Below are 25,929 nucleotides of genomic sequence, written 5' to 3'. Positions count from 1 at the left end.
TCAAATATAAATGATATAAGGTGAATGGAGAGGTAAAAAAAATAGCGATGATAAAATCATCGCTATTTCATTGGTTACAGATTATTATAAAGGCTTATAGCCTCAACGTTATCTTTTCTTTATATCTATATACTCCTTAGTAGTGTCACCAGTATATATCTGACGAGGGCGGCCGATAGGCTCCTTGTTCTCTTTCATTTCTTTCCACTGTGCTATCCATCCCGGTAAACGGCCCAGGGCAAACAGTACGGTAAACATTTCGGTAGGGAAACCTAAAGCCCTGTAAATAATACCAGAGTAAAAATCAACATTCGGATATAACTTCCGCTCTACAAAATATGGATCTTTTAATGCTACTTCTTCCAGCTTTTTAGCTATTTCCAGCACTTCATCGTTAATACCCAGCTTCTCTAATATATCATCGCAGGCCTTCTTGATAATCTTGGCCCTTGGATCAAAGTTTTTATATACCCGATGACCAAATCCCATCAGACGGAATGGATCATTTTTATCTTTTGCTTTCGCTATCCATTTGTCTGTATCACCACCATCATTCTTGATTTTCTCCAGCATTTCAATTACCGCCTGGTTTGCACCGCCATGTAACGGCCCCCAAAGGGCTGATATTCCAGCCGAAATTGAAGCATACAAGTTAGCATCAGATGAACCAACGATACGAACGGTTGATGTTGAGCAATTTTGCTCATGATCGGCATGGAGTATCAGCAATTTGTTCATTACGTCAACTATAACCTTATCAACTTTATAATCCTCTGTACGTTCTGCAAAGGTCATGTACAGGAAGTTGGTCACATAATCATATTTATTTTGCGGATAAACTACCGGGTGCCCTAACGATTTTTTGTAGATCCATGATACCACAGTACTCATTTTGGCCAACAGCTTTTTAATCTCCAAATTTACTTCCTCGGTAGTAAGACCTGATTTTAGTGATTCAGGATTAAATGCCGCTAAGGCTCCTACCAATGATGAAAGCTGCCCCATTGGGTGCGATTTTGACGGAAACCCGTCAAAAAACTTCTTCATATCCTCATGAACCAGGGTATGCCGGCTTATCTCATACTGAAAATCAGCAAGCTGCTTTTCGGTAGGTAATTCGCCATTTATAAGCAGATAGGCTACTTCAATAAAGCTGGCATTTTCGGCCAGTTGTTCTATGGTGTAACCGCGATATTTTAATATGCCTTTTTCGCCATCTAAAAAGGTAATTGCACTTTTTGTTGCTCCTGTGTTTTTGTAGCCGATATCAAGAGTTACAAAACCGCTCTGATCCCGGAGCTTAGAAATATCAATTGCTTTTTCACCTTCAGTGCCCTCTATTACCGGGAGGTCAAATGTTTTATCACCAATTTTTAGTTGTGCTGTTTCCGACATAGAAAATATTTGTATCTGCAACAAATGTAATTAAATCTGTGTAGTAATAACCCTCAGATCATTTACAGTTTGTAAATTTTATGTGCAAATCTATTAAATTAACGCAGTTTTGCTAATTACACTTATCAATTATTGTGTAAAAAACACATTAACCGCAAAGCCGATCAAAATGTTTGCACAAATCGAATAATAAAGCTTAATTTATCTGCTCTTTAACTTGGCCGCACTCCTTCATATGCTCTGGAAAATACGGATTTTCGATGGATTTATTTACTGAGAGCCAGTAGCCACCCTTGCCATTATCGGCCATGGGGCAATAATCAACATAGATTGGGGCTGATTTAAATTTTGAGCCTTTAACAAGCGTAACAATATCTTTACTTAAAATCAAAAAAGTATTTCTTTGTACTTTGATATCAGTTGATGTTGCTATCTGATGGGCAAGCGTGGCAGTTTCGGTACAGCCTTTAATGCCTGCAAGTTTACTTTCCAGCCCCAAAGCCGTGTTTTTAATGCTATCAACGTCCGATCTTAAAAACTGATTTTTTAAACCAATGTAAGCGTTAAATACCTCAGCAGTATTGGCGGTATCAACCACCTGGGCTACTACTGCTTTATTGCTATCTATTTTTACTACTTCATCTTTTACTGGTTTGGCGGTTTGGTTACACGCCGTTACGGCGATAAGGAGACTAAAAAGAATTACGTTGTTGATGACCTTCATTGTTGAGCTTAGTTTGTGCGTATAGCCTCAACAGGGTCGAGTCTTGAAGCAAAATACGCCGGTATAATGCCCGAAATTACACCTATTGTAACAGAAGTACCAATACCAACTATAATATTTTTTAAATCGAGTACCACTTGTATATCAAAAACAGCCTTAACCCCAAAAGTTAAGAAGTAAACAAGTAATAAGCCTATTAATCCACCCAATAAACAAAGTATTATTGATTCAATTAAAAATTGCAGCAGTATAAAATAATTTTTGGCCCCGAGTGATTTTTGGATGCCTATGATATTGGTGCGCTCTTTTACTGATACAAACATAATATTAGCAATACCAAAGCCCCCTACCAGGATAGAGAAACCACCTATAATTGCACCCGCGATATTAATGATACCGAATAGCCTGTCGAGCTCATTAGTGAGCATGGTTGTTCTGTTTAGTGAAAAATTATCTTCCTGCCCAGGTCTTAAGCTCCTGATAGAGCGCATGAGTCCCTGCAATTCACTTTCCACATCATCAACCGGTACACCCACCCTGCCGCGCACAACTATTTGAGGACCATATTTTTCGTTTTGTATGTCAATAAGATTATGGGCAAAATTAAGTGGCAATAAAACCTCTTTATCGGTTGATATACCCAGCATATCCTTACCTTGTTTTGAAAAAACACCCACTATAGTAACGTAGCGGCCCATTACTTTGATCTGTTTGCCTACGGCATCGCCACCCGGGAACAGGCTTTGCGCAATATCATACCCGATATTGGTTACAGGCGCCCCTGTTTTCGATTCCATTTCAGTAAAATATCTGCCATAGGCAAAGTCAAAGTTCCAGGTTTTATCATGGTCTTTTGATGCTGCATCCACCTGAGCCCCGTCAATGGTGTTACTTTGATACTTAATAGTGCGGTTGTCGATAAATATTTCGTATGACAATGCTTCGGCAGTTTGACTGCGGCGTGTAAGCTCGTTAAAATCCTTTAACTTTGGTACCGGTCTTTGCAGGTATTTCCACCAGGGAAAATCGCTGCCGCCCACCCACGGCCATTTTTGGATATAAACACTGTTGTTACCTAACTTATTTACACTGTTCTGCAAGTTGTTACGCAACGTATCAACTGCCGAAAAAACAGCTATAATAGTAAATATGCCAATTGTTACTCCAAGCAATGAAAGCATGGTTCGCAGTTTGTTTTGTCTTAGCGCATCATAAGCAAACAGAAAGCTTTCTCTGAAAAGTTTTAAAAATAGCATACAACTTATTTTGATCTCAATGGTTAATCAATCTATTGTCCTTTTTAACTGTAGCAATAATGATCAACTCATTAGTTTTTTAGACGATGTAACAACTGTTAAGTTACATTATTTTTTGATTAAACTAAATGCATATCAAAATATGCAGTGCATAAAAAAATCGGTGAAATTAACAAAAAAAATTAATACATTTGCGCCCTGAAAATTCATAAATACAAACATGAAATTATCTCAATTTAAATTCAATTTACCCGAATCATTAGTAGCACATAACCCATCAGCAACTCGCGACGAGGCTCGTTTAATGGTTTTACACAAGGATTCTGGCAAAATTGAGCATAAAATATTTAAAGACGTGCTGGATTATTTTGACGACCAGGATGTCATGATCCTGAATAATACCAAAGTATTTCCTGCACGTTTATATGGAAATAAAGAAAAAACCGGCGCAACTATTGAAGTATTTTTGCTGCGCGAATTAAACAAAGAACTGCGTTTATGGGATGTGTTGGTTGACCCTGCACGTAAAATACGCGTAGGTAATAAGCTGTACTTTGGAGACGACGATCTTTTAATTGCAGAAGTTGTTGACAATACTACCTCACGTGGCCGTACCATCCGCTTTTTATTTGACGGCACCGAAGAAGAGTTTCGCAGAAATGTGGAGATACTGGGCGAAACACCGCTGCCAAAATACATTAAACGTAAAGCCACCGCCGAAGATAAAGAACGTTACCAAACTATTTTTGCCAAGCACGAAGGTGCAGTTGCAGCTCCTACTGCTGGTTTGCATTTTAGCCGTGAGCTCATGAAACGCCTTGAATTAAAAGGCATTGAGTTTGCAGAGGTTACCCTGCATGTTGGTTTAGGCACCTTCCGCCCGGTTGAGGTTGAGGACTTGACCAAACACAAAATGGATTCTGAACAGTTTATTATTGAGCAAAAACAGGCTGATATTGTAAACCGGGGCATTGAGCGTAAAAAACGCATTTGCGCTGTGGGCACAACTTCTATGCGCGCTATTGAATCTGCAGTTTCTGCAGGCAAAACACTTAAAGCGGCTAACGACTGGACAAGCAAATTCATATTCCCTCCGTACGATTTCAGCATCGCTAACACCATGATTACCAACTTCCACACTCCTGAATCAACCTTGTTGATGATGATCTGTGCGTTTGGCGGTTATGAAAATGTGATGAATGCTTATGAAGTGGCGGTAAAAGAAAAATATCGTTTTTACAGCTATGGCGATGCCATGCTGATCATCTAATTTTAGATTTGAGACATTAGATTTGAGATATGAGACTTTTCTTATATCTCATTTTTTTTGCTTTAGATTTGAAAAAAATTAGCACTATGTCTTCTCCTCTCACATCTCATATCTCACATCTCACATCTAAAAAAAACTATGCTGTAATAGTTGCAGGAGGTTCGGGCACAAGGATGCAATCGGCTGTTCCCAAGCAGTTTTTGCTACTTAATGGATTACCAGTGCTGATGCATACCATCAGGGCTTTTGAACAATCATGGGTAACTCCGACTATTGTACTGGTTTTACCGCTGACCTATCATGCGTACTGGCAGCAACTTTGTGATGTTCACTCATTTACTACCCCACATTTGCTGGTAGCAGGCGGCGAAACACGTTTTCATTCTGTAAAAAACGGAATTGATCAAATACCTGACAAAGATTCGCTGATAGCTGTCCATGATGCTGTACGCCCGCTTACCAGTAAGCAGATCATCGAAACATCGTATCAGTATGCCGAAAAACATGGCAATGCTGTTACGGCGGTTAAAAGCCGCGATTCAGTAAGGCAGTTAGTTAATGGTAAATCGGTAAGTTTATCAAGAGACCAGATATACCTGATACAAACACCGCAAACCTTCAGGGCCGATTTGCTAAAAAAGGCTTATGAACAACCTTATAGCGATAAATTTACAGACGATGCCAGCGTGATGGAACAATATGGTTTTGAAATACACCTTATCGAAGGTAATCATCAAAACATAAAGATCACCTTTCCTGAAGATTTAATCATTGCCGAACTATTTTTAAATAAAAAACCACAGGCCTGAAGACCAGTGGTTTCTATTTAAATTTCATAATCCGGGGCAGAGATTTTATGCTCTTCTGATAATTCCTAAGAGTACAGCTATAACGGCTATAACTAATAAAATGTGAATAAGCCCGCCAAGGTGGCTAACAAAAAATCCAAATACCCACCCGATTACCAGAATAACGGCGATAATATATAATAAACCTCTCATATTGATTTGTTTTAAAGTTTAACTCCCCAGGATCTGATTGATTATGCCCTTCGGATTACTCCCAATAGCACAGCTATAATAGCTATAACTAAGAGTATGTGAATTAAGCCACCACCAAATGGGTGAATAAATGCTCCGAATAGCCATCCTATTACCAGGATTACAGCGATAATGTACAATAAGCCTCTCATTTTGATATAATTTAAGTGATAAATGTTTTAAGCTTATTACTAAAATCATTCCAAAATGTTATGCCATAAAAAAAGCCCTCAGTTAAAGGGCTTTTTTTATGTTGCTAATATTCGTCTTCGTTGAAAAAGAAATCGTCTTTTGTTGGATAGTCCGGCCATATTTCTTCGATATTCTCATATGGTTCACCATCGTCTTCCAACGCCTGCAGGTTTTCAATAACCTCTACAGGAGCTCCTGAACGAATAGCATAATCAATTAATTCGTCTTTTGTTGCGGGCCAGGGCGCATCTTCAAGGTGAGATGCCAGTTCAAGTGTCCAATACATGTTTCTCTATTTATATTTATTTCAGTAAATTAACTTTTTCGCAAAAGTATAATATTTTCAATTGGAATATCAATATTTTTTTTCAAATTTTTCAAATGCGCGGTATCCATTGGTTTTCAGGTATTTTACGCTCGTTTCCAATTTTACGTGCCAAAGTGAACAGGTAATCGCTCAATCTGTTCAGATAAACATTCACTTTTTCGTCAACGGTACTTTCTTCCGACAGGTGAACGGTAATCCTTTCGGCCCTACGGCAAATACATCTTGCAATATGGCAAAACGAAATGATATTATTTCCGCCCGGTAAAATAAAATGACGTAATTCAGGCAATTGCCCATTCATGGCATCTATTTCCTGTTCCAGCAATTCCACATCAGCGATATGCAGGTCAGGTATGATCATTTTTGACTTCTCGGGGTCTGACGCCAGTGAGGAGCCAATAGTAAACAATCTGTCCTGAATCTGCTTCAACATCTCCTTATCGTGGCCTGCTATATCCTGATCCCGGATAAGACCAATATAAGAATTAAGTTCATCAACAGTGCCGTAGCTTTCAATACGCAAATGGTGCTTAGGCACGCGGGTACCTCCTATCAATGATGTAAACCCTTTATCACCCGTTTTAGTATATATTTTCATTTAGATTATGAGCAAAATTTGTTTTTTTAAATATAGAAAATCCGCTAATGCTTTCTTTTAAATACCGTCAAATACTATATCAAATCAAAAAACCACACGCTTTTGTTTGTCATTGAAATTCATTATTTTTAATTATTCTTTCAGTAAAATAATTTTAAACGTATTCAAGTGAAGCGGACGAGAGTTATTTTGGAAAGTATTGTGCATCCTTAGTTACTTATTTGGAGTTTTAAGGAATGCAATTTTTATAGCTTTAACGAGCTGTAATTCACTGCTATATAAGAGTTTGGCTTTTATGCCAGGCTCTTATTTTTTGAACGCCTTTATTCTTGTACCCATGATACCGAATAGTAATTGTTATTATTTGTGTTTAGCGCCCTTATTTTCGCTTCATAGTAGTCATTCCATTTTTTTACTTCCTGTTTTATTAAACTTTTCTTTGCATCGTCTATTCTGCTGTTATTTTCCTTTAATCGTTTATAAAGTGCATCATATAACGCAGTTGCTTTATCAATATCATCATCAAAGTCGTGCATTTTCCAGTCATCCAATAATTCAGGGTATGGAGTGTCATCGCTAATGGTAATCATCTCCTCCGCCTTAACGCTGTTATCATCGTCAACTGCTTTAATCATTTTTTTACATGCATTTCTCAAATTTATCATGATTTTCAAAAGCTTCTTTTTCTTCTCCCTTTCAGACCGCGCTCTTGCATCAGCTTCCTGTCTTAGCCGCTCCCGGTTTTTAGTAGCCTCGTCAATAAGGTATTTAAGCCAAAATCCCAATATTCCTAAAATTACCCCTTCTGCTAATATCTTTATCAATTCTAATTTTACATCATCCTGCTTTGTACCTGCAACCAGGTAAAGGCAGTAAATAGCTTTAGTTGCCATCAAAACAACTATAACTATTGAAACCAAAATCCAGAGGTTCTTACTTTTCATTTACAATGGTGATATGGGCTATATAAAATTAGCAGATATGTTTGTTAATAAATTATTATTTTTATGTATTCCAATTAAATTAATAGCACCATGTAAGTAAAAGCTTAATTTCAACAAATCCATGCACTATTCCATCACATTTCCGATTGTTGATCTGAGGCCTGTTTTACCGGAAACAAACAAGCTAAAAAAACCATCATGGCCTATTGTGAAACTCGAAGAAAAAATCCCCTTTATCAGGAATTTTGGTTGCATTAAAGACCGCTTAAATGGCGGTAGTGAATATTGGGGCAGCGAGGATAAATTTTGCGATGCAACGGGCGTTATACAATTCGGTAAGCTATCAAATAACACCAAACCAATTTATCGCAGATTTTTTTCCGATGGTCTGTTTATGAATAAATTAGAAATAGGCCTGGAACATAGGGAATACTATGATGAATTAAATGGCAATAGTTTTAATCTGGAAAACGCAATAAAAGACCTATCGCAGTTAAAAGTAAATTTCAAGAACAAAAATTTACCGCCCGTTTCTCTATTTGAAAGTGGTAAAAATATAGCATCCTGCTATGCAGATGCCTCAACCGCCGCAAAGTTGAGAGATCAATACATATACAATAACCTGATTTCGGGTAATCCTCTTGCGTTGGTAGTTTATAATAACGGTAAACCTGTGCAGTTACCGGCGAACGCAAAGTTAGTTTTAAGTGAAATTGATGCTATTAAGCATATAAATAAAGTAACCTTGCACAGCATAATGCTGCCAATAGGCCATCAACGATTAAAGATGTGGCTTTTAGGGATACCTGATCTGGATAAAAAACTAAGCAGCAGCGATCAACTTTTATGGGATAAAACCCTCCGTGACCTCAGAATAAACTTATCACGTATCCATATCGAAAAAGAAACTACCGCGGTTATTCTCACTAATATTAATACTAAAAGTATACGATTTAAAAAACAATCAGACGAGGCAAATCTGATTGAGTTTTACCTGGGGAAAATTTCTGAGAAGATACTAAAGAAAAAAAGATTTAATCTGGATCAGAATAATTTGCTCGACTTTGCTTTAAAATGCGATATTGACATTTATGCCGGCGAAAACCAAACCTTGGAAGAGCTGCTTGATTTTATTGAAAATAAATATTTAAAAAACGATTTAAAGCAAATTTTCCCACAATGAGATGTAATACGGGGAAATATTTATTGAGATATTTGAAAACTCAATATAGCTTATAACGTTATTGTTGTTTACAATATTTATAAAGGGGAAATATGTCCTTTCATTCAAAGTCAAGAATTATGAGATCGATCATATCATCATCTAAGTTAATCGCAGTAGTATTTTCGGCCCTGGTAATTTCGGCCTTTAGCTGCGGCAACAGCAACAATAGCAGTTCAAAGCAAGCTGCTAAGGCTCCTGCTCCGCAAAAAGCGGTCTCCATATCTAGCCTTATCAGTGAGCAGCAATTTAATGATCTTTTTCCCCAACGCGACAAATTTTACTCTTACACCGCCTTTGTAAAAGCAGCCGATGAACTGGGTCAGGTAAAGATAAAAGTAACCAGGCGGGCTCTATCTGTTTATCAATATATACGTACCGATAAAAAAACGGGTAAATCGGCAGTTGTACGGCAGGATGTGGACTGGAACGAGGAATGGGCCAAGAAGAAACCCGACAGCACCTTTTCTGTTGACTATGGTAACTTTTGCACCCAGTTTGATGCCACGCTTAATAAAAAGGAGTTAGCAGCATTTTTCGCCCACATAGCGCATGAAACCCGTCATGGGGTAAATGCCACCTATACCGATGGACTAATGCTGATACACGAAAGCAACACCGCCTTAACCTATATAGCCGAAAGTGACGAGTACCCACCTGTTGCCGGTAAAAAATACTATGGCCGCGGCCCAATGCAGCTAAGCTACAATGGCAATTACGGACTGGCGTCCAACTGTATATTCGGTGACCCGAAGATATTGTTAAACAACCCCGACCTCGTAGAAACTGATCCGGTAGTAGCCTTTAAAGCCGCCATTTATTTTTGGATGACGCCTGAAAGCCACAAACCATCGGCCCATGATGTAATGACCGGTAAGTGGCAGCCTAATGCTGTTGATAAGGCTAAAGGCCGCACCCCTGGTTTCGGTATGACCATTAACATCGTAAATGGCGAAGTGGAATGTAATAAAGGCGACAACATGTACAACATGAACGACCGTATTGGCTTTTATCAGTTCTTTTTAAAGAAAATGGGTATTACCGATGCTAATTGCGCCTGCTCATGCGGTAAAATGGAGCCGTATAGATATAGTGAATAAATTACTGTTGTAACACCGCCGGCAAAATGTAACGTTCCATCATTTTGTCAACCTGTGGATGTGCATACGGGGTGTTATAGGCCGTAGCCATAACAATAACCACCAAAGGCTCATTTGTAAAAACGAATATCTTATTGCCTCCGTTGCCGGTACAGTAATAAGTTTCGTAAGGTTTATTATTTACAGTATAAGTCTTGTTCCAGAACAGGTAGCCATAGTAACCCTTTCCAACCACATCCTCGGGCAATGTAAGCTGTTTGCTAAAAGATTGCTTTACCCAGCTTTGCGGGACAATCTGTTTGCCGTTCCACAGGCCCATGTTTTTGTAAAGTTGACCAAATTTGGCATAATCTAACGAGCACATTTGTAAGCCACCACCAGTAAATACCACATGTTGTGGGGTATATACCCATTTATAATTCTTAATATTTAAAGGTTTAAATAATTTTTCGTCGGCATATTTTTCCAATCCACCCGGAACTGTTTTATTTAATATATCACCTAAAACATTAACACCGGCTGTAAAATAACGCCACTGCCTGCCGGCTGTTTTGGTGCTATCTACACGCAGGTCAAGAGCAAACTTTACCCAATTTCCTGTAGGGTACATGTTATTTTCGTTGCCGGGAGAGCTATCGTCATTATCATCTGCATCAAACACAGAGCTCATGGTAAACAAACTTTTTAAAGAAATACTATCTTTTTTTGATGAATAATTTTTGTACTGTTTTAAATCATAAAAATCATGAAGCGTTTGATCTTCATTTTTAATATATCCGTCACGAATAGCCATACCCATTAATGCCGATGTAAAACTTTTGGATACAGAACGAGGGTCGTGAAGCGAATCGCGCGTGCTGCCATTAAAATATTCTTCAATAAGCAGCTTGCCGTTTTTAATAACAATAACGCTTGTGATATCTTTTAACCTATTTTGAGCTATCATGCCATTCATCTCCATGATCTTCTTTTTATCGAATACATCTGTTGATACCGGCCAGCCACTATTGGGCCTGATAGGCTGTAATGCCACATCCTTTTGATTAAGCGTTGGCACAATAAATTTAAGTTCGCCCTCTGCTATCAAATCGCCAACCTTTAAAGCCGAAATGTCTATATAAGGGCGCACTTCAATTTTCAACAAATGTGTTCCTATTGTTAATGCATCCTCTCCTCCGTGGTTCATAAAACGGTTCCAGAGAAAACGCCCCCACGAATCTTCTTCGCGGTTACTAATTAACGGAACCCCAATAGTTAGTTTAGTATTTTTAACTGCAGGTAAATTAGCGCCCTTGTTCAAATTCTCCTGATATGTTTTCTTGCCGTCTACATAAAAAGTAAACTGAAAATTTCCCTTGTTCAATTGCTCAACACTTAAAGCAGGATTTAATGTGTGTTGATAATTAGTGAGGGAATTGGCCAAAAAAAGCCGCATATATATGTTATTTCTGGGGCTTGCTTCAAAACTCCTCAGTAAATCGGTTTGCCTTAGTTTTTCCAGGGCAATAGTATCGCCTATAAAAACCACCTTACCTAAATTGGATTTATGAATGGGTGATGTAACCGGATCTGGCTCAATTATATTAGCTGTTTGAGCAAACAACTGCCCGGTAGCTATAATAGTCAGAATAAGGAGGATGTAGCGTTTCATTGTAAAAAATGTATTTGCAAATCATCGGATATCCTGCGTTTATAGGTTTGTATCTCTTACACCTCTTCTGTTCTGCGGTTTACAGTTTGGATCTCGGTATTGAGGTAATCATTCTCAATCAGACCATCGCGCATACGTACAATGCGGTGGGCGTGTTTGGCTATATCTTCTTCGTGGGTTACTAATATAATGGTATTGCCTTTGGCATGTATATCCTCAATCAGTCCCATTATTTCAATTGATGTTTTGGTATCCAGGTTACCAGTAGGCTCATCAGCCAAAATAATTGATGGATCATTGATGAGCGCACGGGCTACGGCTACGCGCTGTCTTTGTCCGCCAGATAGTTCATTAGGTTTATGATCAATACGGTTACCAAGACCTACATTTTTAAGGGCATTGGTTGCCCGTTGCATACGTTTTTCTTTATTGATGCCCGCGTAAATTAAGGGCAAGGCTACATTATCAAGGGCGGTATTACGCGGCAGCAAGTTAAATGTCTGGAAAACGAAACCAATTTCGGAGTTACGTACTTCGGCAAGTTCATTATCAGACATGTGGCTTACATTGATGCCGTTCAATATATATTCACCCTTTGACGGGGTATCCAGGCAGCCTAAAATATTCATCAGGGTTGACTTGCCCGAACCGGATGGGCCCATTAACGCTACAAACTCACCCTTGTTGATAGATAACGAAACCGATTTAAGCGCATGAATTACTTCGGAGCCTATTACGTACTTGCGCCCGATATCATTTATAGTTATTAGTGGTTTAGCAGTATTTACCGGCTCCATATATGTTTTTTGTTTGGACTAAGGTTTAGGTACGATTGTTACAAGATAGATTAAAAATTCAGGTTACTACTGCATTCATTTTAGCCTTCAGCTTATTTTTCAATCACTTTAGCCACCAGGAAGTAATTTTCATCATGCTTGGGCGCGTTTTCTAATGCTTCTTCATGAGTAACGCGTTGCTTTACCTCATCCTCACGTAACACATTTACGTCGTCGCTCATGTAAACCAGCGGTTCAACTCCCGATGTATCCAATTCATTAAGCTTGGCCATAAAGTCAAGTATCTTGCTCATGTCCTTTATCATTTCCTCTTTTTCCGTTTCGTTAAGCTCCAAACGGGCCAGGTGGGCAACTTTTTCAACTGTTTCTTTATCTATAGTCATGCTTGTGGCAATTTCTTTTTAATAATGGCATAAACCTCATCGCGTAACGCGTCCGCATCGTCTAAGGTCAAATGTGCCGTTTCAATGGGTTTATGTACAAATATATCACAAATTCCGGGTCTGCTGCCAAATTCCTTTCCGGTATCCCAAAGCACTTTCCAGGTATCCATCGATGTTACGGGTATTATAGGCACCTTCATTTCAATAGCGAGCCTGAAAGGGCCATTCTTAAACGAGTGCAAAACCGGCGGATAAGCATCGGGAATAGTAGCTTCCGGAAATATTACTACACTTACCCCGTCCTTCAACTTTTCAGACGCCAGTTTAAACGCCCGGAATGACGACATTTTACTTTCGCGGTTAACGGTAATATCAATAGTGGTAAAAAAATACCTGAGTACAAAATGATCAAGCAGCTCGGCCTTGCCCATAAAGCAATGGTTGTTGCGCAAGTTGGTACTAATGGCCGATACATCAAGATTTGAGGTATGGTTTGGACATATTACATAGGTTCTGCTCCAATCGATGGGCTGTTCAAATGTCGCCCTGTAAAAAATGCCGGATATTGCTGAGCTTATCAGGGCAATAAACTGCCTTATTTTGTTAATGTACTTATATAGCCAGGGCCTTTTTTTGAGCAGATATAATACCGGCCAAAATAATATAAAAAAGAAGCCAACACTATACTGGTAAAAATAAGTGTGTATTCTTTTCAATGCTAATTTCATGGCGACCAAAATTAGAAAAATTCCTCGCTTAAGCGCAAGCTAAACTGTTACTAACTGTCGGCACCGCCTGGATTTTCTGCTCATCATATTGTAATCCCTGATTCTCAATATGATTTTCATCCTTACCAGAAATAGAAAAATTACTTACTTTCGCAACCTATGGAAACTGTTGTTAGTGGCATCCGTTCAACCGGAAATTTACACTTAGGAAATTATTACGGGGCATTGCAAAACTTTATAAAGATGCAAAATGAATACAATTGCTTCTTTTTCATTGCCGATCTGCATTCGTTAACTACACACCCCACTCCTGCCAATCTGCACGGTAACGTAAAGCAGGTTTTGGTAGAATATTTGGCCGCCGGTATCAATCCGGATACGGCTACCATATATATACAAAGTGATGTACCCGAAGTAACCGAGCTGTACCTGTACCTGAACATGAACGCCTACATGGGCGAACTGGAACGCAGTACATCGTTTAAAGACAAAGTACGCGCCCAACCTGATAATGTAAACGCCGGACTGCTTACCTACCCGGTTTTAATGGCTGCCGATATCCTTATTCATCGGGCTACCAAGGTGCCAGTTGGTAAAGATCAGGAACAACACCTGGAGATGTCACGTACTTTTGGAAATCGTTTTAACAGACTTTACAATCACGAATATTTCCCGGAGCCTTACGCGTTTAACTTCAGTAATAACCTCGTAAAAATTCCGGGGCTTGATGGTAAAGGAAAAATGGGCAAATCGGAGGGTGAAGGCAATGCTATTTTCCTGAGCGATACTCCTGAAGCCATCCGCAAGAAAGTAATGCGCGCTGTAACTGACAGCGGCCCTACTGCAGAAAATCAGGAAAAACCATCAGAGATTCAAAACCTGTTTGACCTGATGAAAGTGGTTTCTACCCCTGATACTTTAGTTCATTTTGATAACCTATATAATAGCTGCACAATCCGTTACGGCGATTTAAAAAAACAGCTGGCCGAAGACATGATCAACGCTACCGCCCCTATCCGCGATTGTATTAATGCCATTGCCGGCGATGCTGAATACTTAAGAAAGGTAGCCCAGCAAGGAGCAGACAAAGCCAGGGAAAGTGCCTCAAAAACCATCAGAGAAGTGCGGGAAATCATCGGCTTTAAGAAATTTTAATTGATAGTTTGTTGGTAGTTTATTGTTCAAAATGTATTTTTAGTGCTTGCACATAAGTATTGGTTAAACTTTAATTGGCATTTTTCGTTAAAGCTATCAACCACTTATCATCAAACTATCAACAACTAACAAATACATGCACATAGCTATTGTAGGAAACATAGGAGCCGGTAAAACCACACTTACCGAAATGCTGGCCAAAAATTACGGATGGGACCCAGTGTTTGAGGCTGTTGATAATAACCCTTATCTGGAAGACTTTTACAGCGATATGAAACGCTGGAGCTTTAACCTGCAAATTTATTTCCTGAACACCCGCTACCGCCAGATTGTCGATATACAAAAAAGTGGTCGCAATATTTTGCAGGACCGTACCATTTATGAAGATGCCTATATTTTTGCCGAAAACCTGCACGATATGGGCCTCATGACTACCCGTGATTACGAAAATTATCAATCTATATTTGATAATATAACCGAATTTATAAAACCACCTGATCTGTTAGTTTACCTCAAAGCGTCGGTGCCTACACTGGTTAACAACATACAGCGCCGGGGCCGGGAATATGAGATCGGGATTCGTTTAGATTATCTTTCCAAACTGAACGAAAAATATGATAAATGGATAAAGAACTACAAGCTGGGCAAGTTGCTTATACTCGATAAAGATAATCTTGATTTTGCAAACAATACCGAAGATATGGCTACAATAGTAAACCTAATTGAACGGGAAATTAACGGGTTGTTTTAAAGAGGTTTTACGTGGGACGTTACACGTTTTATGTTTTGGGTACATTCACATATTAAAAACAAATCATTAATTGTTCTACTAGGCACACGTATAACTTACAACCTAAAACGTACAACTTAAAAATGAAAATCCTTGGTATCATACCCGCCCGTTACGCATCTTCCCGGTTTCCGGGCAAGCCTTTGGTTGATATTGCGGGCAAAAGCATGATTCAGCGGGTTTACGAGCAGGCAAAAAAGTGCAACAGTTTAAGTGAAGTAATTGTAGCTACCGATGATGACCGCATATTTAATCATACCCAAGCCTTTGGCGGCATAGCCGTAATGACGGCCGATACCCACCAAAGCGGTACCGATCGTTGTGCCGAAGTGGCACGGCTGCATCCTGAATATGATGTAATTATTAACATACAGGGCGATGAACCTTTTATCGATCCGCAGCAGATCACTAAGTTAACAGCCTGTTTCAATGATGCTGACACTCAGTTAGCCACACTCATAAAACGGATTAAAACAGCTGAAGAGCTTTTTAACAGCAACTCACCTAAAGTGGTTGTCAATAAACTTTCTGAAGCGGTTTATTTTTCGCGCTCTACCCTACCGCATATCCGCGGACAGGAGCCTGAGAACTGGCTGGAATTTCATACGTTTTTTAAACATATCGGCATCTACGGCTACAGGGCCGATGTGTTGCAGCAAATTACAAAACTCCCGGTATCATTGTTAGAGAAGGCCGAAAGCCTTGAGCAGTTGCGCTGGATTGAAAACGGTTACCGCATAAAAGTTGCCGAAACCAACCTGGAAACCTACGCCGTTGATGTGCCTGAAGATCTGCAGAAATTGAATACGATGTTTTAGGCGTGCAACAATAAATAAAACCATGTCATTGCGAGGAGGAACGACGAAGCAATCGCAAACCAACAGGCCTGTCTGTATATAAGCGATTGCCACGCTGCGCTCGCAATGACATAGTATTATAAGTATTGTCCTTACTCTCTGTTCAATAAAGCCGCAAACTTGTTCCCATAATCATCCAATTGAGCTTGAAACCGGTTATGCAGGGCTGTTTCCTGGTAATTTTTAGTAGTATCAACCAAACCATTCAATACATAAAGCTGGTATTGTACCTCACCCGTGTTCAGGGCCTCGGGCTTATTTTGCAACAAAGCATAGTTATATGCCAACTGACCGGTAAGGTAATGATCAATGCCTTTTACATAACGGTTAGCCAGCTCTTTATCGTTCAACTTATAGGCTACCTGCGCCAAAAGCAGTTTGCGATGTGCCGAATCAATATTGGGATTAATATCCGGCATTTCCCGGTCAAACTTATGCAGGGTGTTTAAAGCCAGATCATTATGGCCATCTTTGATAAGTCCCTGGGCCAAATCATGGAAAGTGGTCTCCATAAACGGATAAAACTCGGTTCTTGAAACTGGGTCTAAATATTTGGCATGTTTAAAATTTCCGAATTTAAATTTGTTCATCACGTTATTATACATAACCAGGCTATTTACCTTGCTCAGCTGATTTTGCAATGAGGTATCGGCCTTAAACGGTATCAGGTGATAAACAAACCCTTCTTTGTAGCAATAGGGCTGTAATCCCCTCATATTATCCGGACTAAATCCGATACTAAAGCAAATTGGTCGTTTCCAGTTATTATGCGCTATGATATCCGTCAAAGCCAAATCGTCTTTAAACATATAATTGGCATCGTATTTCCATTCCATGCTTTTGGTCAACATGTTTTTTTGACCGGGACTGATTACTCCATTTTTCACTATTTCGTCGGGATTGATGGCCATTTTAAAGTTTCTGGTAGGTAAATAGTTCATGGTTTCGCCATTTTGGTATTGCACCTTGGTTCGGCTGTCATCAGAGGTTATAAAATCAAACACATCTTTTACATCAACATAACCGGATATTTTAGCGTCGCTATAAGCAACTACATCGCGAGTACCCTGTTTGTATTTATCAAAGGACATGGTAACAGGCAAAGGAGCCGATTGGTTCATTGGCCGCTGCATTTGCCTTATGTACCAATCCATGCCAAATAAACTATTGCATACTATCCGCACATCAGGCCTTACACCTTCTACCTCCTGGTCATACCACAGCGAGTAGGTATCATTATCGCCATAGGTAAACAGGATAGCGTTTTTGGGGCACGATATCAGGAAATTATAAGCCATATCATGCGCAATGGTTTTGGTTGAGCGATCATGCCCGCCCCATTCCTGCCTGGCCAGTAAAACAGGTGCTGCCAGCAAACACACACCAACCGATGCCAGCGCTGCCCCCCGGGCATTCACTTTGCGCCGAACAAAATCGTTAATTGCCAGCACGCCCAACCCTATCCAAATAGCAAAGGCATAAAAAGAACCTACATAAGAGTAATCGCGCTCACGGGGTTGTATGTTTATCTGGTTAACATATAAAACAATAGCCAGTCCGGTAAAAAACCAAAGCAGGGCAATTATTATAGCATCACCTTTCTTTTGTTTAAAATGATAAAACATGCCCATTAGACCAACAATCAATGGCAGTGCGTATAAGGGAGTGTATAAATTTGAACTGGTTAACGATTTTGGTAAATGCTTACCGCCATCAAATAAACCCGATGTCCAATTACCATCAATAGCTACAGTGCTGGTTTGCCCGTCCAAATCATTATAGCGGCCAACAAAGTTCCACATAAAATAGCGCCAATACATCTGGTACATCTGCCAGCTCAGCATCCATCTCATGTTATCGGCAAAGGTTGGCCTTTGCCCATCGGCCAGTTGTAGCCATTGTTTGTAGAACTGCACATTTTGAGTATAATCCTGATCCCCTTCGGTACTGTGCATACGAGGCATTATGCTGTTATGGTCAAATACATAATTTGGCTTTTTACCGGCTACTTCATAACGGTTCCGGCCTTTGCGGTACATGGCAGTGCCTTCGCTCTGATCAATAACTTTGGCATCAAAATAAGGACCATATAGTAAAGGGTTATCGCCGTATTGCACACGGTTGAGGTAACCATTAAGCGTAAATGCGTTATCGGGATGCGAGTTGTTGAGATCGGTATTTGCCGAAGCGCGAATAGGTATATAAGCAAACGAGCCATAACCAAAATATATAAATGCTAAACACACCAGCGCCAGGTTCAACGCAGGCTTTTTGTTGCGGATGCTGTAAATGATGCCTGCTACCAGTAACGCCACAATAAGCAGAAAAAAGCTTATGGCACCACTCCAAAAACCAAGCCCCAGTGTATTTACAAAAAACAAGTCGAAATAGGCAGCTATTTTTATGGTGTACTCCCTGATGCCATACTGAACCAAACCCAGTATAACAATACTGATCGTAAAAGCCAAAAGACCGCTTTTCCATGAAGGTTTTTTATACCGGCGCAAATAATAAACCATAGTAATAGCCGGAATAGTGAGCAGGTTTAACAGGTGTATGCCAATGGAAAGCCCCATGATGTAGGCAATAAGCACTATCCATTTATCCGCACCCGGTTCATCGGCATGGGCGTCCCATTTTAAAATGGCCCAGAATACTACTGCTGTGCATAAAGACGATAGGGCGAATACGATGGTTTCCACTGCCGAAAACCAAAAAGTATCGGTATAGGCAAACGCCAGTGCTCCCACCAGTCCGGCTCCCATGATGGATATCAGCTGGGGTGTAGTTGGTGTTTCGTCTCTGGTAAGGAGTATTTTTTTGGCCAGCGCGGTAATTGTCCAGAACAAAAACATTACCGTTGCACCGCTGGCCAGGGCCGAGCCCAAATTCGTAAAATAAGGCACTTTAGTATTATCGCCCAGGGATAAAAGCGAAAAGAGTTTACCCAGCATGGCAAACATAGGGTAACCCGGCTGGTGCGAGACCTGCAGCCGGTAAGCGCAGGAAATAAACTCGCCGCAATCCCAAAAACTAACAGATGGTTCCAGGGTTAAAACATAGGTGCCAAAGGCTATCAACAGGCATAGCCAGCCTAACAGGTTATTGATTTTATTATAGCTCATGGTAAATAAGGTTGTAAAGTTTAGTCATATGTAATTGTGCTACAATTTCGGGCGAAATTGCTAAACCTCCATGCACATTAACATTACTTAACAACTTTTAACAGAATTTAACTAATTGATTTAAAGCATTTAACATCTCATCTCAATCAATTGTCAGTATTATTATCCTAAGTGTTCGGAAGATTGAATTTTTAAAAGAAACTCGTCATTTATAGCGCTGAAGCGGGAAAGGACCAGGGAACCTTCAATGTTCACGTTCACAGATGTATGAACATCATGAACATTTATGAACCCCTGATAATCAATTATTTGCATTTACAGCATCAAAACAAAATACGGTACACGGACGGTCATTGCTAATCGTATAATCTTTCAAGAGATAGCTTATTGCCTTTGCGTTTTTATTGCCTTACACGTTAACAGAAAATAAGTTACCTTTTAATGCTCAAATCCTTTTCAACAATTGTAATTTCATCAGTCAAACTCCTAAAATTTTTCTTACTTTTGTATCCCGTACACAAACAATTGGTTTCGGCATAAAACCGGGCCCTTTTAAAAAAAATCATGACTAAATATATTTTTGTTACGGGCGGCGTTACCTCGTCGTTAGGAAAAGGTATTATCTCTGCTTCTTTAGCTAAACTCCTTCAATCGCGCGGTTATCGTGTCACTATCCAAAAGTTTGATCCCTATATCAACATCGATCCGGGAACATTGAACCCCTATGAACACGGAGAATGCTATGTTACCGAAGATGGTGCCGAAACAGATCTTGACCTTGGCCATTACGAACGTTTTTTAAATACCCCTACATCAAAAGCAAATAATATTACTACAGGTCGCATTTATCAGAATGTGATCAATAAAGAACGCGAAGGCGCCTTTTTAGGTAAAACCGTACAGGTGGTACCGCATATAACCGACGAAATAAAACGCAACTTCCGTATACTGGGCGAAAGCGGCGAATATGATATTGTGATCACCGAATTGGGCGGCACAGTAGGCGACATTGAATCGCTCCCTTATATTGAGGCTGTACGCCAGTTCAGATGGGAAATTGGCTCCGGAAATTCTATCGTTATTCATCTTACATTGGTTCCTTTCCTGGCTGCAGCCGGCGAATTAAAGACCAAACCTACCCAGCACTCTGTAAAAATGCTGCTGGAGTATGGTATACAGCCCGATATCCTGGTTTGCCGTACCGAGCATCACCTCACCAATGATATCCGTAAAAAAATAGCCTTGTTCTGTAACGTAAACATCAACGCGGTTATTGAATCGATTGATGCATCAACCATTTATGATGTGCCTTTGCTGATGTTAAAAGAGCAGTTAGACAAAACGGTACTTACCAAACTGAAGCTATCGCATAAGCTGGAACCCGACCTGGAAAACTGGAAAGATTTCCTGGGCCGTTTAAAAAATCCAACTGCCGATGTACGTATTGCGCTGGTTGGTAAATACGTGGAACTGCCTGATGCTTATAAGTCTATCTCTGAAGCTTTTATACATGCGGGTGCCAAAATGGAGTGCAAGGTAAGGGTTGAATATATCCCGTCAGAAACTTTAACACCCGAAAACGCCGTTGAACGCCTGAAAGGTTTGCATGGTGTACTGGTGGCGCCGGGCTTTGGCGAGCGTGGTTTTGAGGGCAAAATACAGGCTATACGCTATGTGCGCGAAAATAATATTCCGTTTTTCGGCATCTGTTTAGGTATGCAATGTGCTGTTGTTGAATTTGGCCGCAATGTTTTAGGCCTTAATAATGCCAACAGTACCGAAATGAACCCTGATACCCTATACCCGGTAATTGGTATGATGGAAGATCAAAAGAACATTACCAACAAAGGCGGAACCATGCGTTTGGGTGCTTATCCCTGCGACCTTAAAAAAGGCAGCAAAGCCGCAGTTATATACGGAAAAACCCACATTTCTGAGCGCCACAGGCACCGTTATGAGTTTAATAACGATTACCTGAAACAATACGAAACAGCCGGTCTGGTACCATCAGGCATTAATCCGGAAAACAATCTGGTAGAGATTGTGGAATTAAAAAACCATCCGTTTTTTGTGGGAGCGCAATTTCATCCCGAATTAAAATCAACAGTTGCAAATCCGCATCCACTTTTTATTAACTTTGTCGCCGCTTCGCTGGCTTATGCCCGCAAGAAATAAGTATAGCGAATAAGAATTTGGCTAAGAAGAATGAAGGATTTCGACTGGACCGCGTTTACAAAACGGATTGCTGTTAAAGCAGATCTGGCAGGTATTTATAATGCCTGGACCCGTTCTGCTGATATAGAAAGGTGGTTTTTAGAAAAAGCTGAGTTTTACACTAACAAAAATGAACTTCTGGCATCTAACCATCAGGTTAGTAAAGGATGTTCTTATAAATGGTACTGGTATTTGTTTCCTGATTTTATGCCCGGTTTTATTAAAGAGGCAAATGGTAAGGATTTGATACAATTTACTTTTGAAGGAGAATGCCTGGTTGATGTTAATTTAACCGAGCAGAACGGATATACAATAGTTGAATTAAAACAGCACAATATTCCTACTGACGATAACTCAAAAAAACACGTAAGGTTAGGTTGCTCCAATGGCTGGGCTTTTTATCTTACTAATTTAAAATCGGTATACGAAGGCGGGATAGACCTGAGAAATAAAGACGAAAATTTAACAGTGATGATCAACAACTGATCATTGGATACAATAGATAATGGATAAAAATACATTTACAGGATTATTCCTGATTATGGCTATTATAGCTGGCTCAATTTACTTCCTGAAGCCATCTGACGCCGAACTTAAAAAAGAACGCCTGGTACAGCAACAGGACTCTTTGAAAAAGGCTGGTCTGGCCAAAGCAAGTACACCTGCTGCAGCAAAAGCTGATACCGCTAACGGTAAACCGACAGTAGCAGATTCGGCCACTTTAAGAAGCCCTTTTGGTGCAGCCTCAATAGGCAGCGAGAAGCTGGTAACACTGGAGAATAAGGACCTGATTGTAAAACTAAGCACACGTGGTGGTAAAGTTGCTTCGGTTGAACTGAAAAACTTTAAAACTTTTGATAAAAAACCGCTGGTACTTTTTAGCGGCCCTCAAACTCATTTTGGTTTAGTTTTTTCTGCCGGCGAAAAAAAGATCAATACCGATGAGTATTACTTTACATCAACCGCACCCGAACTTAAAGTTGCCGAAAATGATTCGGCCTCAGTTACGTTGCGTTTAAGCTACAGCGCTACCCAGTATATTGATTATGTGTATAGCTTAAAAGGTACCGGCTATAAACTGGGCCTTACCATTAAACCTACCGGGCTTGATGGCGTTATCAATAACAGTAGTTCTGTTAACCTAAACTGGGCAGCCAGCCTGCACAAACAGGAAAAAGATATTAAACAAGAGCGTCAGTACTCAACAGTATATTATTATAATACCGAAAATCACGATGATTATCTGAGCGTATCTAAAGATGACCAAAAAGAGATCAGTGATAAAAAAATGGTATGGGTTGCCTTTAAGCAGCACTTCTTTTCTAACGTACTGATCTCCAAAGGCGGCATCAGCAAATCAAACTTAGCTGTAAGTACTGATGTTACCGATTCGGCCGATGTTAAGCAAATGAAAGCAGACCTGACCATTGCGCGTGCTACTGACGGCACGGTACCATTAGAATTTTATTTTGGACCAAACCGCTATTCTACTTTAAAAGCTCAGGGTAATGATCTGCAAAAGCTGGTAGACCTGGGCTGGGGACCATTAAAATATATAAACCAGTTTGCTGTATTACCGGTATTTAACTTCCTGAAACAGTTTAACTGGAATTACGGACTTATCATTTTAGCATTAACTATAGTGCTTAAGCTGGTGTTATCGCCACTTACCTACAAATCATATCTGTCAATGGCCAAAATGCGTGTGCTAAAGCCGGAAATGGATGAAATTAAAACTAAAGTTGGTGAGGATAATCCTACCCTGTTACAACAGGAATATTTAAAGCTTTACAAAAAAGCCGGCGTAAACCCGTTAGGTGGTTGTTTACCATTGCTCATTCAAATGCCTATCGTGATCGCGTTCTTCCGTTTTTTCCCAAGCTTATTTGAGTTGCGCGGTGAAAGCTTTTTGTGGATGCATGACCTGTCGACCTATGACGCGGTAGTTACTTTCCCGAACATTCCTTTAATTGGTGATCACATCAGTTTAATGTGTTTGCTGATGACTATATCAACATTGATATATACTTATTTCAATAACCAGATTTCGGGTGCTACCGGCCAGATGAAATATATTGGCTACATTACTCCTATCATATTCCTGGCTACATTGAACAGCTATCCATCAGGTTTGAACTACTATTACTTCCTGGCTAACATGCTTACCTTCTTACAGCAATACCTGATTAAATTCATGGTTGATGATAAAAAGATACATGCCCAGATACAGGAAAACAAAAAGAAACCTGATGATCCGAAAAAGAAAAAGTCAGGTTTTGGAGCACGCATGGAAGAAATGATGCGTCAGCAACAGGCACAAGCTGCTAAGAAGAAATAGTTTTTGTTGGACCTTAGACTATTGGACTTTAGGACTTTGAGACGAAAGACTTTAAGATAAAAGACAAAGCCCGGAATATAATAGTGCCTGTTGCACAACTAACAGCGGTCTTTCAAAAAACACAATTGCTAATTTGGCAATTGTGTTTTTTTCTTATAAGTATTTGTTAATCAGCTATTTGTTTTGTATATTAAAGGCATGCAAGGCAAAAAAGATTACCAGGAGAAGCTATTCATCCGATTTCAGCTTTCCGATTACGTTCCGGCTGACAATTTCTACAGGCGGTTAAGAAGCATACTTGATCTCTCTTTCCTTTATGATTCGACCGCGAAGTATTATGGCAACGAAGGCCAAAAGAGCATTGACCCTGTCGTGTTCTTTAAACTGATGCTGGTGGGTTATCTGGAAAACATGAATAGCGACCGACGTATTATCATCACATCACGGATGCGCATGGATATTCTTTATTTTATCGGCTATGACCTGGATGAAGAACTACCATGGCATTCCACCCTGAGCCGGACACGCCAACTTTACGGGGAGGAAACGTTTACTGCCATTTTCAAAACGGTACTGAAACAATGTATCGATAACGGTTTGGTCGCTGGTCGGCGACAGGCTGTAGATAGTGTGCTGGTGAAAGCCAATGCCGCCCTGTCCAGTGTGGTCGAACGTCAGATATTGGATGATGCTGCAGGCTATGGCAAGGAGTTGGATGCACACACTGAAAAGCTATCTTCGGATAATATCATTCACCTGCCTGATCATCTTTCAGCCAGCCAGGCTTCTGCCAAACAAAAACCCAAGCCGGTAAATCAAGCCAGGGTAAGCCCATCCGACACTGATGCCCGCATATCTTACAAGCCGGGCAAAGTATTGGCCTTAAATTACCTAAGCCAGGTGAGTGTGGATACCTCAAATCACGTAATTACCCACATACAAGCATTCCATGCCGATAAAGGCGATGGGCAATGTCTCCCCGAGATATTAACGCAGACGGTAAACACCCTTAAAGAGAATGGATTGACAGTGCATGAAGTCCTGGCGGATTCAGGCTATAGCAGTGAGCCGGGGCTCTTAGCGTTGATCGAACATCAGATCGAAGGGTATATACCCAACCGCTCAGGCTACAAAGATGACAGGGAAGGGTTCACCTATGATAAAGAGCATGACCGGTATATCTGTTCACAGGGAAAATACCTTACCTTCCGACATTTCAGAGCCAAAGGCAATGGCCTGCATAAGCTTTATAAAACTTCGGTTAGCGATTGCGCGACTTGTCCTCTCAAAGATAGCTGCACCAATCCATCTACAGGTACAAAGGTCATCAGAGAGTCTGCCATTAAGGATATATACAGGCAGATGCAGCAGCGTGTACAAAGCAGCAAAGGCCGGAAGATGCGGAAAGTAAGGCAAGGTACCGTCGAGCCGGTATTAGGTACCCTGGTCAATTTCACCGGAATGAAAAAAGTAAATACAAAGGGTATTGCGATGGCAAACAAGTGTATGATTATGGCTGCCGTTGCTTATAACCTCAAAAAACTACTGAAGCTAAAGCCCTCGCCAAATAAAAATAGCAAAACAAAACCATCGGGGAGTCTTGATAATCCGTTTTATAATCTTATAACTCGATTTCACAGAACTACAAATGCCTTTATAGCGACTCTGCTCCCCTTCAACAGAAACGGGCAAACAACCTTTTGGTCATTTGCCCGTTAACTTTAGCCCTCATGCTTTCTTGTGCAACAGGCACTATAATATTCCGGGCTTTGTCTTTTCATTGGCTGTCATGCTTAGCACCGTCGAAGCATGGTGGGTGGCC

Annotated in this window: 24 protein-coding genes; 11 read left to right on the top strand and 13 right to left on the bottom strand. The window is 40.2% G+C overall.

The annotated features are described in order from the left end of the window. Window positions 1–108: 108 nt before the first annotated feature. The 3 genes from SNE25_RS14400 to SNE25_RS14390 form a co-directional block, all read right to left on the bottom strand. Window positions 109–1,395, bottom strand: coding sequence for a citrate synthase (locus SNE25_RS14400; protein ID WP_321565801.1), 1,287 nt, complete (start codon window positions 1,393–1,395; stop codon window positions 109–111). 196 nt (window positions 1,396–1,591) lie between these two features. After that, entirely contained in the window at window positions 1,592–2,119 is a 528-nt protein-coding gene (locus tag SNE25_RS14395) for a DUF3347 domain-containing protein (RefSeq protein ID WP_321565800.1), read from the bottom strand. An 8-nt stretch (window positions 2,120–2,127) separates the two neighbouring features. After that, complete coding sequence (locus SNE25_RS14390) at window positions 2,128–3,375, bottom strand: ABC transporter permease (protein ID WP_321565799.1); 1,248 nt, start codon at window positions 3,373–3,375, stop codon at window positions 2,128–2,130. A gap of 220 nt (window positions 3,376–3,595) precedes the next feature. Between SNE25_RS14390 and queA the strand changes: the two genes are divergently transcribed. Further along, entirely contained in the window at window positions 3,596–4,645 is a 1,050-nt protein-coding gene (gene queA / locus SNE25_RS14385) for a tRNA preQ1(34) S-adenosylmethionine ribosyltransferase-isomerase QueA (RefSeq protein ID WP_321565798.1), read from the top strand. Window positions 4,646–4,731: 86 nt separating this feature from the next. Further along, entirely contained in the window at window positions 4,732–5,454 is a 723-nt protein-coding gene (locus SNE25_RS14380; RefSeq protein ID WP_321565797.1) for a 2-C-methyl-D-erythritol 4-phosphate cytidylyltransferase, read from the top strand. A gap of 45 nt (window positions 5,455–5,499) precedes the next feature. On the opposite strand, the gene SNE25_RS14375 is transcribed toward SNE25_RS14380, so the two are convergent. The 5 genes from SNE25_RS14375 to SNE25_RS14355 all read right to left on the bottom strand — a co-directional run bounded on the left by SNE25_RS14375 (window position 5,500) and on the right by SNE25_RS14355 (window position 7,747). After that, window positions 5,500–5,646 (bottom strand): lmo0937 family membrane protein, encoded by a 147-nt coding sequence (locus SNE25_RS14375; RefSeq protein WP_321565796.1) that lies wholly within the window; start codon window positions 5,644–5,646, stop codon window positions 5,500–5,502. 41 nt (window positions 5,647–5,687) lie between these two features. Continuing rightward, window positions 5,688–5,837, bottom strand: coding sequence for a lmo0937 family membrane protein (locus SNE25_RS14370; protein WP_110585189.1), 150 nt, complete (start codon window positions 5,835–5,837; stop codon window positions 5,688–5,690). A 104-nt stretch (window positions 5,838–5,941) separates the two neighbouring features. After that, a complete protein-coding gene (locus tag SNE25_RS14365; RefSeq protein ID WP_002996718.1) occupies window positions 5,942–6,163 on the bottom strand; it encodes a DUF2795 domain-containing protein in 222 nt (73 codons plus the stop codon). A 91-nt stretch (window positions 6,164–6,254) separates the two neighbouring features. Then, window positions 6,255–6,803, bottom strand: a complete 549-nt coding sequence (locus SNE25_RS14360; protein ID WP_321565795.1) for a cob(I)yrinic acid a,c-diamide adenosyltransferase — start codon at window positions 6,801–6,803, stop codon at window positions 6,255–6,257. 323 nt (window positions 6,804–7,126) lie between these two features. Continuing rightward, window positions 7,127–7,747 (bottom strand): hypothetical protein, encoded by a 621-nt coding sequence (locus tag SNE25_RS14355; RefSeq protein ID WP_321565794.1) that lies wholly within the window; start codon window positions 7,745–7,747, stop codon window positions 7,127–7,129. A 121-nt stretch (window positions 7,748–7,868) separates the two neighbouring features. On the opposite strand from SNE25_RS14355, the gene SNE25_RS14350 reads away from it, so the two are divergent. Further along, complete coding sequence (locus SNE25_RS14350; protein ID WP_321565793.1) at window positions 7,869–8,930, top strand: hypothetical protein; 1,062 nt, start codon at window positions 7,869–7,871, stop codon at window positions 8,928–8,930. A gap of 119 nt (window positions 8,931–9,049) precedes the next feature. Then, a complete protein-coding gene (locus SNE25_RS14345) occupies window positions 9,050–10,069 on the top strand; it encodes a chitinase (RefSeq protein WP_321565792.1) in 1,020 nt (339 codons plus the stop codon). Between the two features lies 1 nt (window position 10,070). On the opposite strand, the gene SNE25_RS14340 is transcribed toward SNE25_RS14345, so the two are convergent. The 4 genes from SNE25_RS14340 to SNE25_RS14325 all read right to left on the bottom strand — a co-directional run bounded on the left by SNE25_RS14340 (window position 10,071) and on the right by SNE25_RS14325 (window position 13,628). Then, window positions 10,071–11,720 carry a serine hydrolase domain-containing protein gene (locus SNE25_RS14340; RefSeq protein ID WP_321565791.1) on the bottom strand — a complete coding sequence of 550 codons (1,650 nt, stop codon included), beginning with the start codon at window positions 11,718–11,720 and terminating at the stop codon, window positions 10,071–10,073. A 56-nt stretch (window positions 11,721–11,776) separates the two neighbouring features. Continuing rightward, a complete protein-coding gene (locus tag SNE25_RS14335; RefSeq protein ID WP_321565790.1) occupies window positions 11,777–12,517 on the bottom strand; it encodes an ABC transporter ATP-binding protein in 741 nt (246 codons plus the stop codon). A gap of 92 nt (window positions 12,518–12,609) precedes the next feature. Next, a complete protein-coding gene (gene gatC / locus SNE25_RS14330) occupies window positions 12,610–12,900 on the bottom strand; it encodes an Asp-tRNA(Asn)/Glu-tRNA(Gln) amidotransferase subunit GatC (RefSeq protein ID WP_321565789.1) in 291 nt (96 codons plus the stop codon). Then, window positions 12,897–13,628 carry a lysophospholipid acyltransferase family protein gene (locus SNE25_RS14325; RefSeq protein WP_321565788.1) on the bottom strand — a complete coding sequence of 244 codons (732 nt, stop codon included), beginning with the start codon at window positions 13,626–13,628 and terminating at the stop codon, window positions 12,897–12,899. The genes gatC and SNE25_RS14325 overlap by 4 nt, the downstream gene beginning before the upstream one ends. A 159-nt stretch (window positions 13,629–13,787) precedes the next feature. On the opposite strand from SNE25_RS14325, the gene trpS reads away from it, so the two are divergent. The 3 genes from trpS to kdsB all read left to right on the top strand — a co-directional run bounded on the left by trpS (window position 13,788) and on the right by kdsB (window position 16,391). Further along, window positions 13,788–14,783 (top strand): tryptophan--tRNA ligase, encoded by a 996-nt coding sequence (trpS, locus tag SNE25_RS14320; RefSeq protein WP_321565787.1) that lies wholly within the window; start codon window positions 13,788–13,790, stop codon window positions 14,781–14,783. Window positions 14,784–14,919: 136 nt separating this feature from the next. Beyond that, complete coding sequence (locus SNE25_RS14315; RefSeq protein ID WP_321565786.1) at window positions 14,920–15,534, top strand: deoxynucleoside kinase; 615 nt, start codon at window positions 14,920–14,922, stop codon at window positions 15,532–15,534. A 122-nt stretch (window positions 15,535–15,656) separates the two neighbouring features. Beyond that, complete coding sequence (kdsB, locus tag SNE25_RS14310) at window positions 15,657–16,391, top strand: 3-deoxy-manno-octulosonate cytidylyltransferase (RefSeq protein WP_321565785.1); 735 nt, start codon at window positions 15,657–15,659, stop codon at window positions 16,389–16,391. Window positions 16,392–16,522: 131 nt separating this feature from the next. Here the strand turns inward: kdsB and SNE25_RS14305 are convergent, their stop codons facing one another. Continuing rightward, window positions 16,523–19,555, bottom strand: coding sequence for a glycosyltransferase family 117 protein (locus SNE25_RS14305; RefSeq protein WP_321565784.1), 3,033 nt, complete (start codon window positions 19,553–19,555; stop codon window positions 16,523–16,525). Between the two features lie 564 nt (window positions 19,556–20,119). On the opposite strand from SNE25_RS14305, the gene SNE25_RS14300 reads away from it, so the two are divergent. The 4 genes from SNE25_RS14300 (at window position 20,120) to SNE25_RS14285 (ending at window position 25,826) form a co-directional block, all read left to right on the top strand. After that, entirely contained in the window at window positions 20,120–21,730 is a 1,611-nt protein-coding gene (locus tag SNE25_RS14300; protein WP_321565783.1) for a CTP synthase, read from the top strand. Window positions 21,731–21,760: 30 nt separating this feature from the next. After that, complete coding sequence (locus tag SNE25_RS14295) at window positions 21,761–22,255, top strand: SRPBCC family protein (RefSeq protein WP_321565782.1); 495 nt, start codon at window positions 21,761–21,763, stop codon at window positions 22,253–22,255. Window positions 22,256–22,274: 19 nt separating this feature from the next. Beyond that, complete coding sequence (gene yidC, locus SNE25_RS14290) at window positions 22,275–24,107, top strand: membrane protein insertase YidC (protein WP_321565781.1); 1,833 nt, start codon at window positions 22,275–22,277, stop codon at window positions 24,105–24,107. A 198-nt stretch (window positions 24,108–24,305) separates the two neighbouring features. Beyond that, window positions 24,306–25,826 (top strand): IS1182 family transposase, encoded by a 1,521-nt coding sequence (locus tag SNE25_RS14285; RefSeq protein ID WP_321560387.1) that lies wholly within the window; start codon window positions 24,306–24,308, stop codon window positions 25,824–25,826. The last annotated feature ends 103 nt before the right edge of the window (window positions 25,827–25,929 follow it).

It is taken from the genome of Mucilaginibacter sabulilitoris, from assembly GCF_034262375.1.
Taxonomy (GTDB): Bacteria; Bacteroidota; Bacteroidia; order Sphingobacteriales; family Sphingobacteriaceae; genus Mucilaginibacter; species Mucilaginibacter sabulilitoris.
This window is presented reverse-complemented; position numbering and strand designations above follow the sequence as displayed.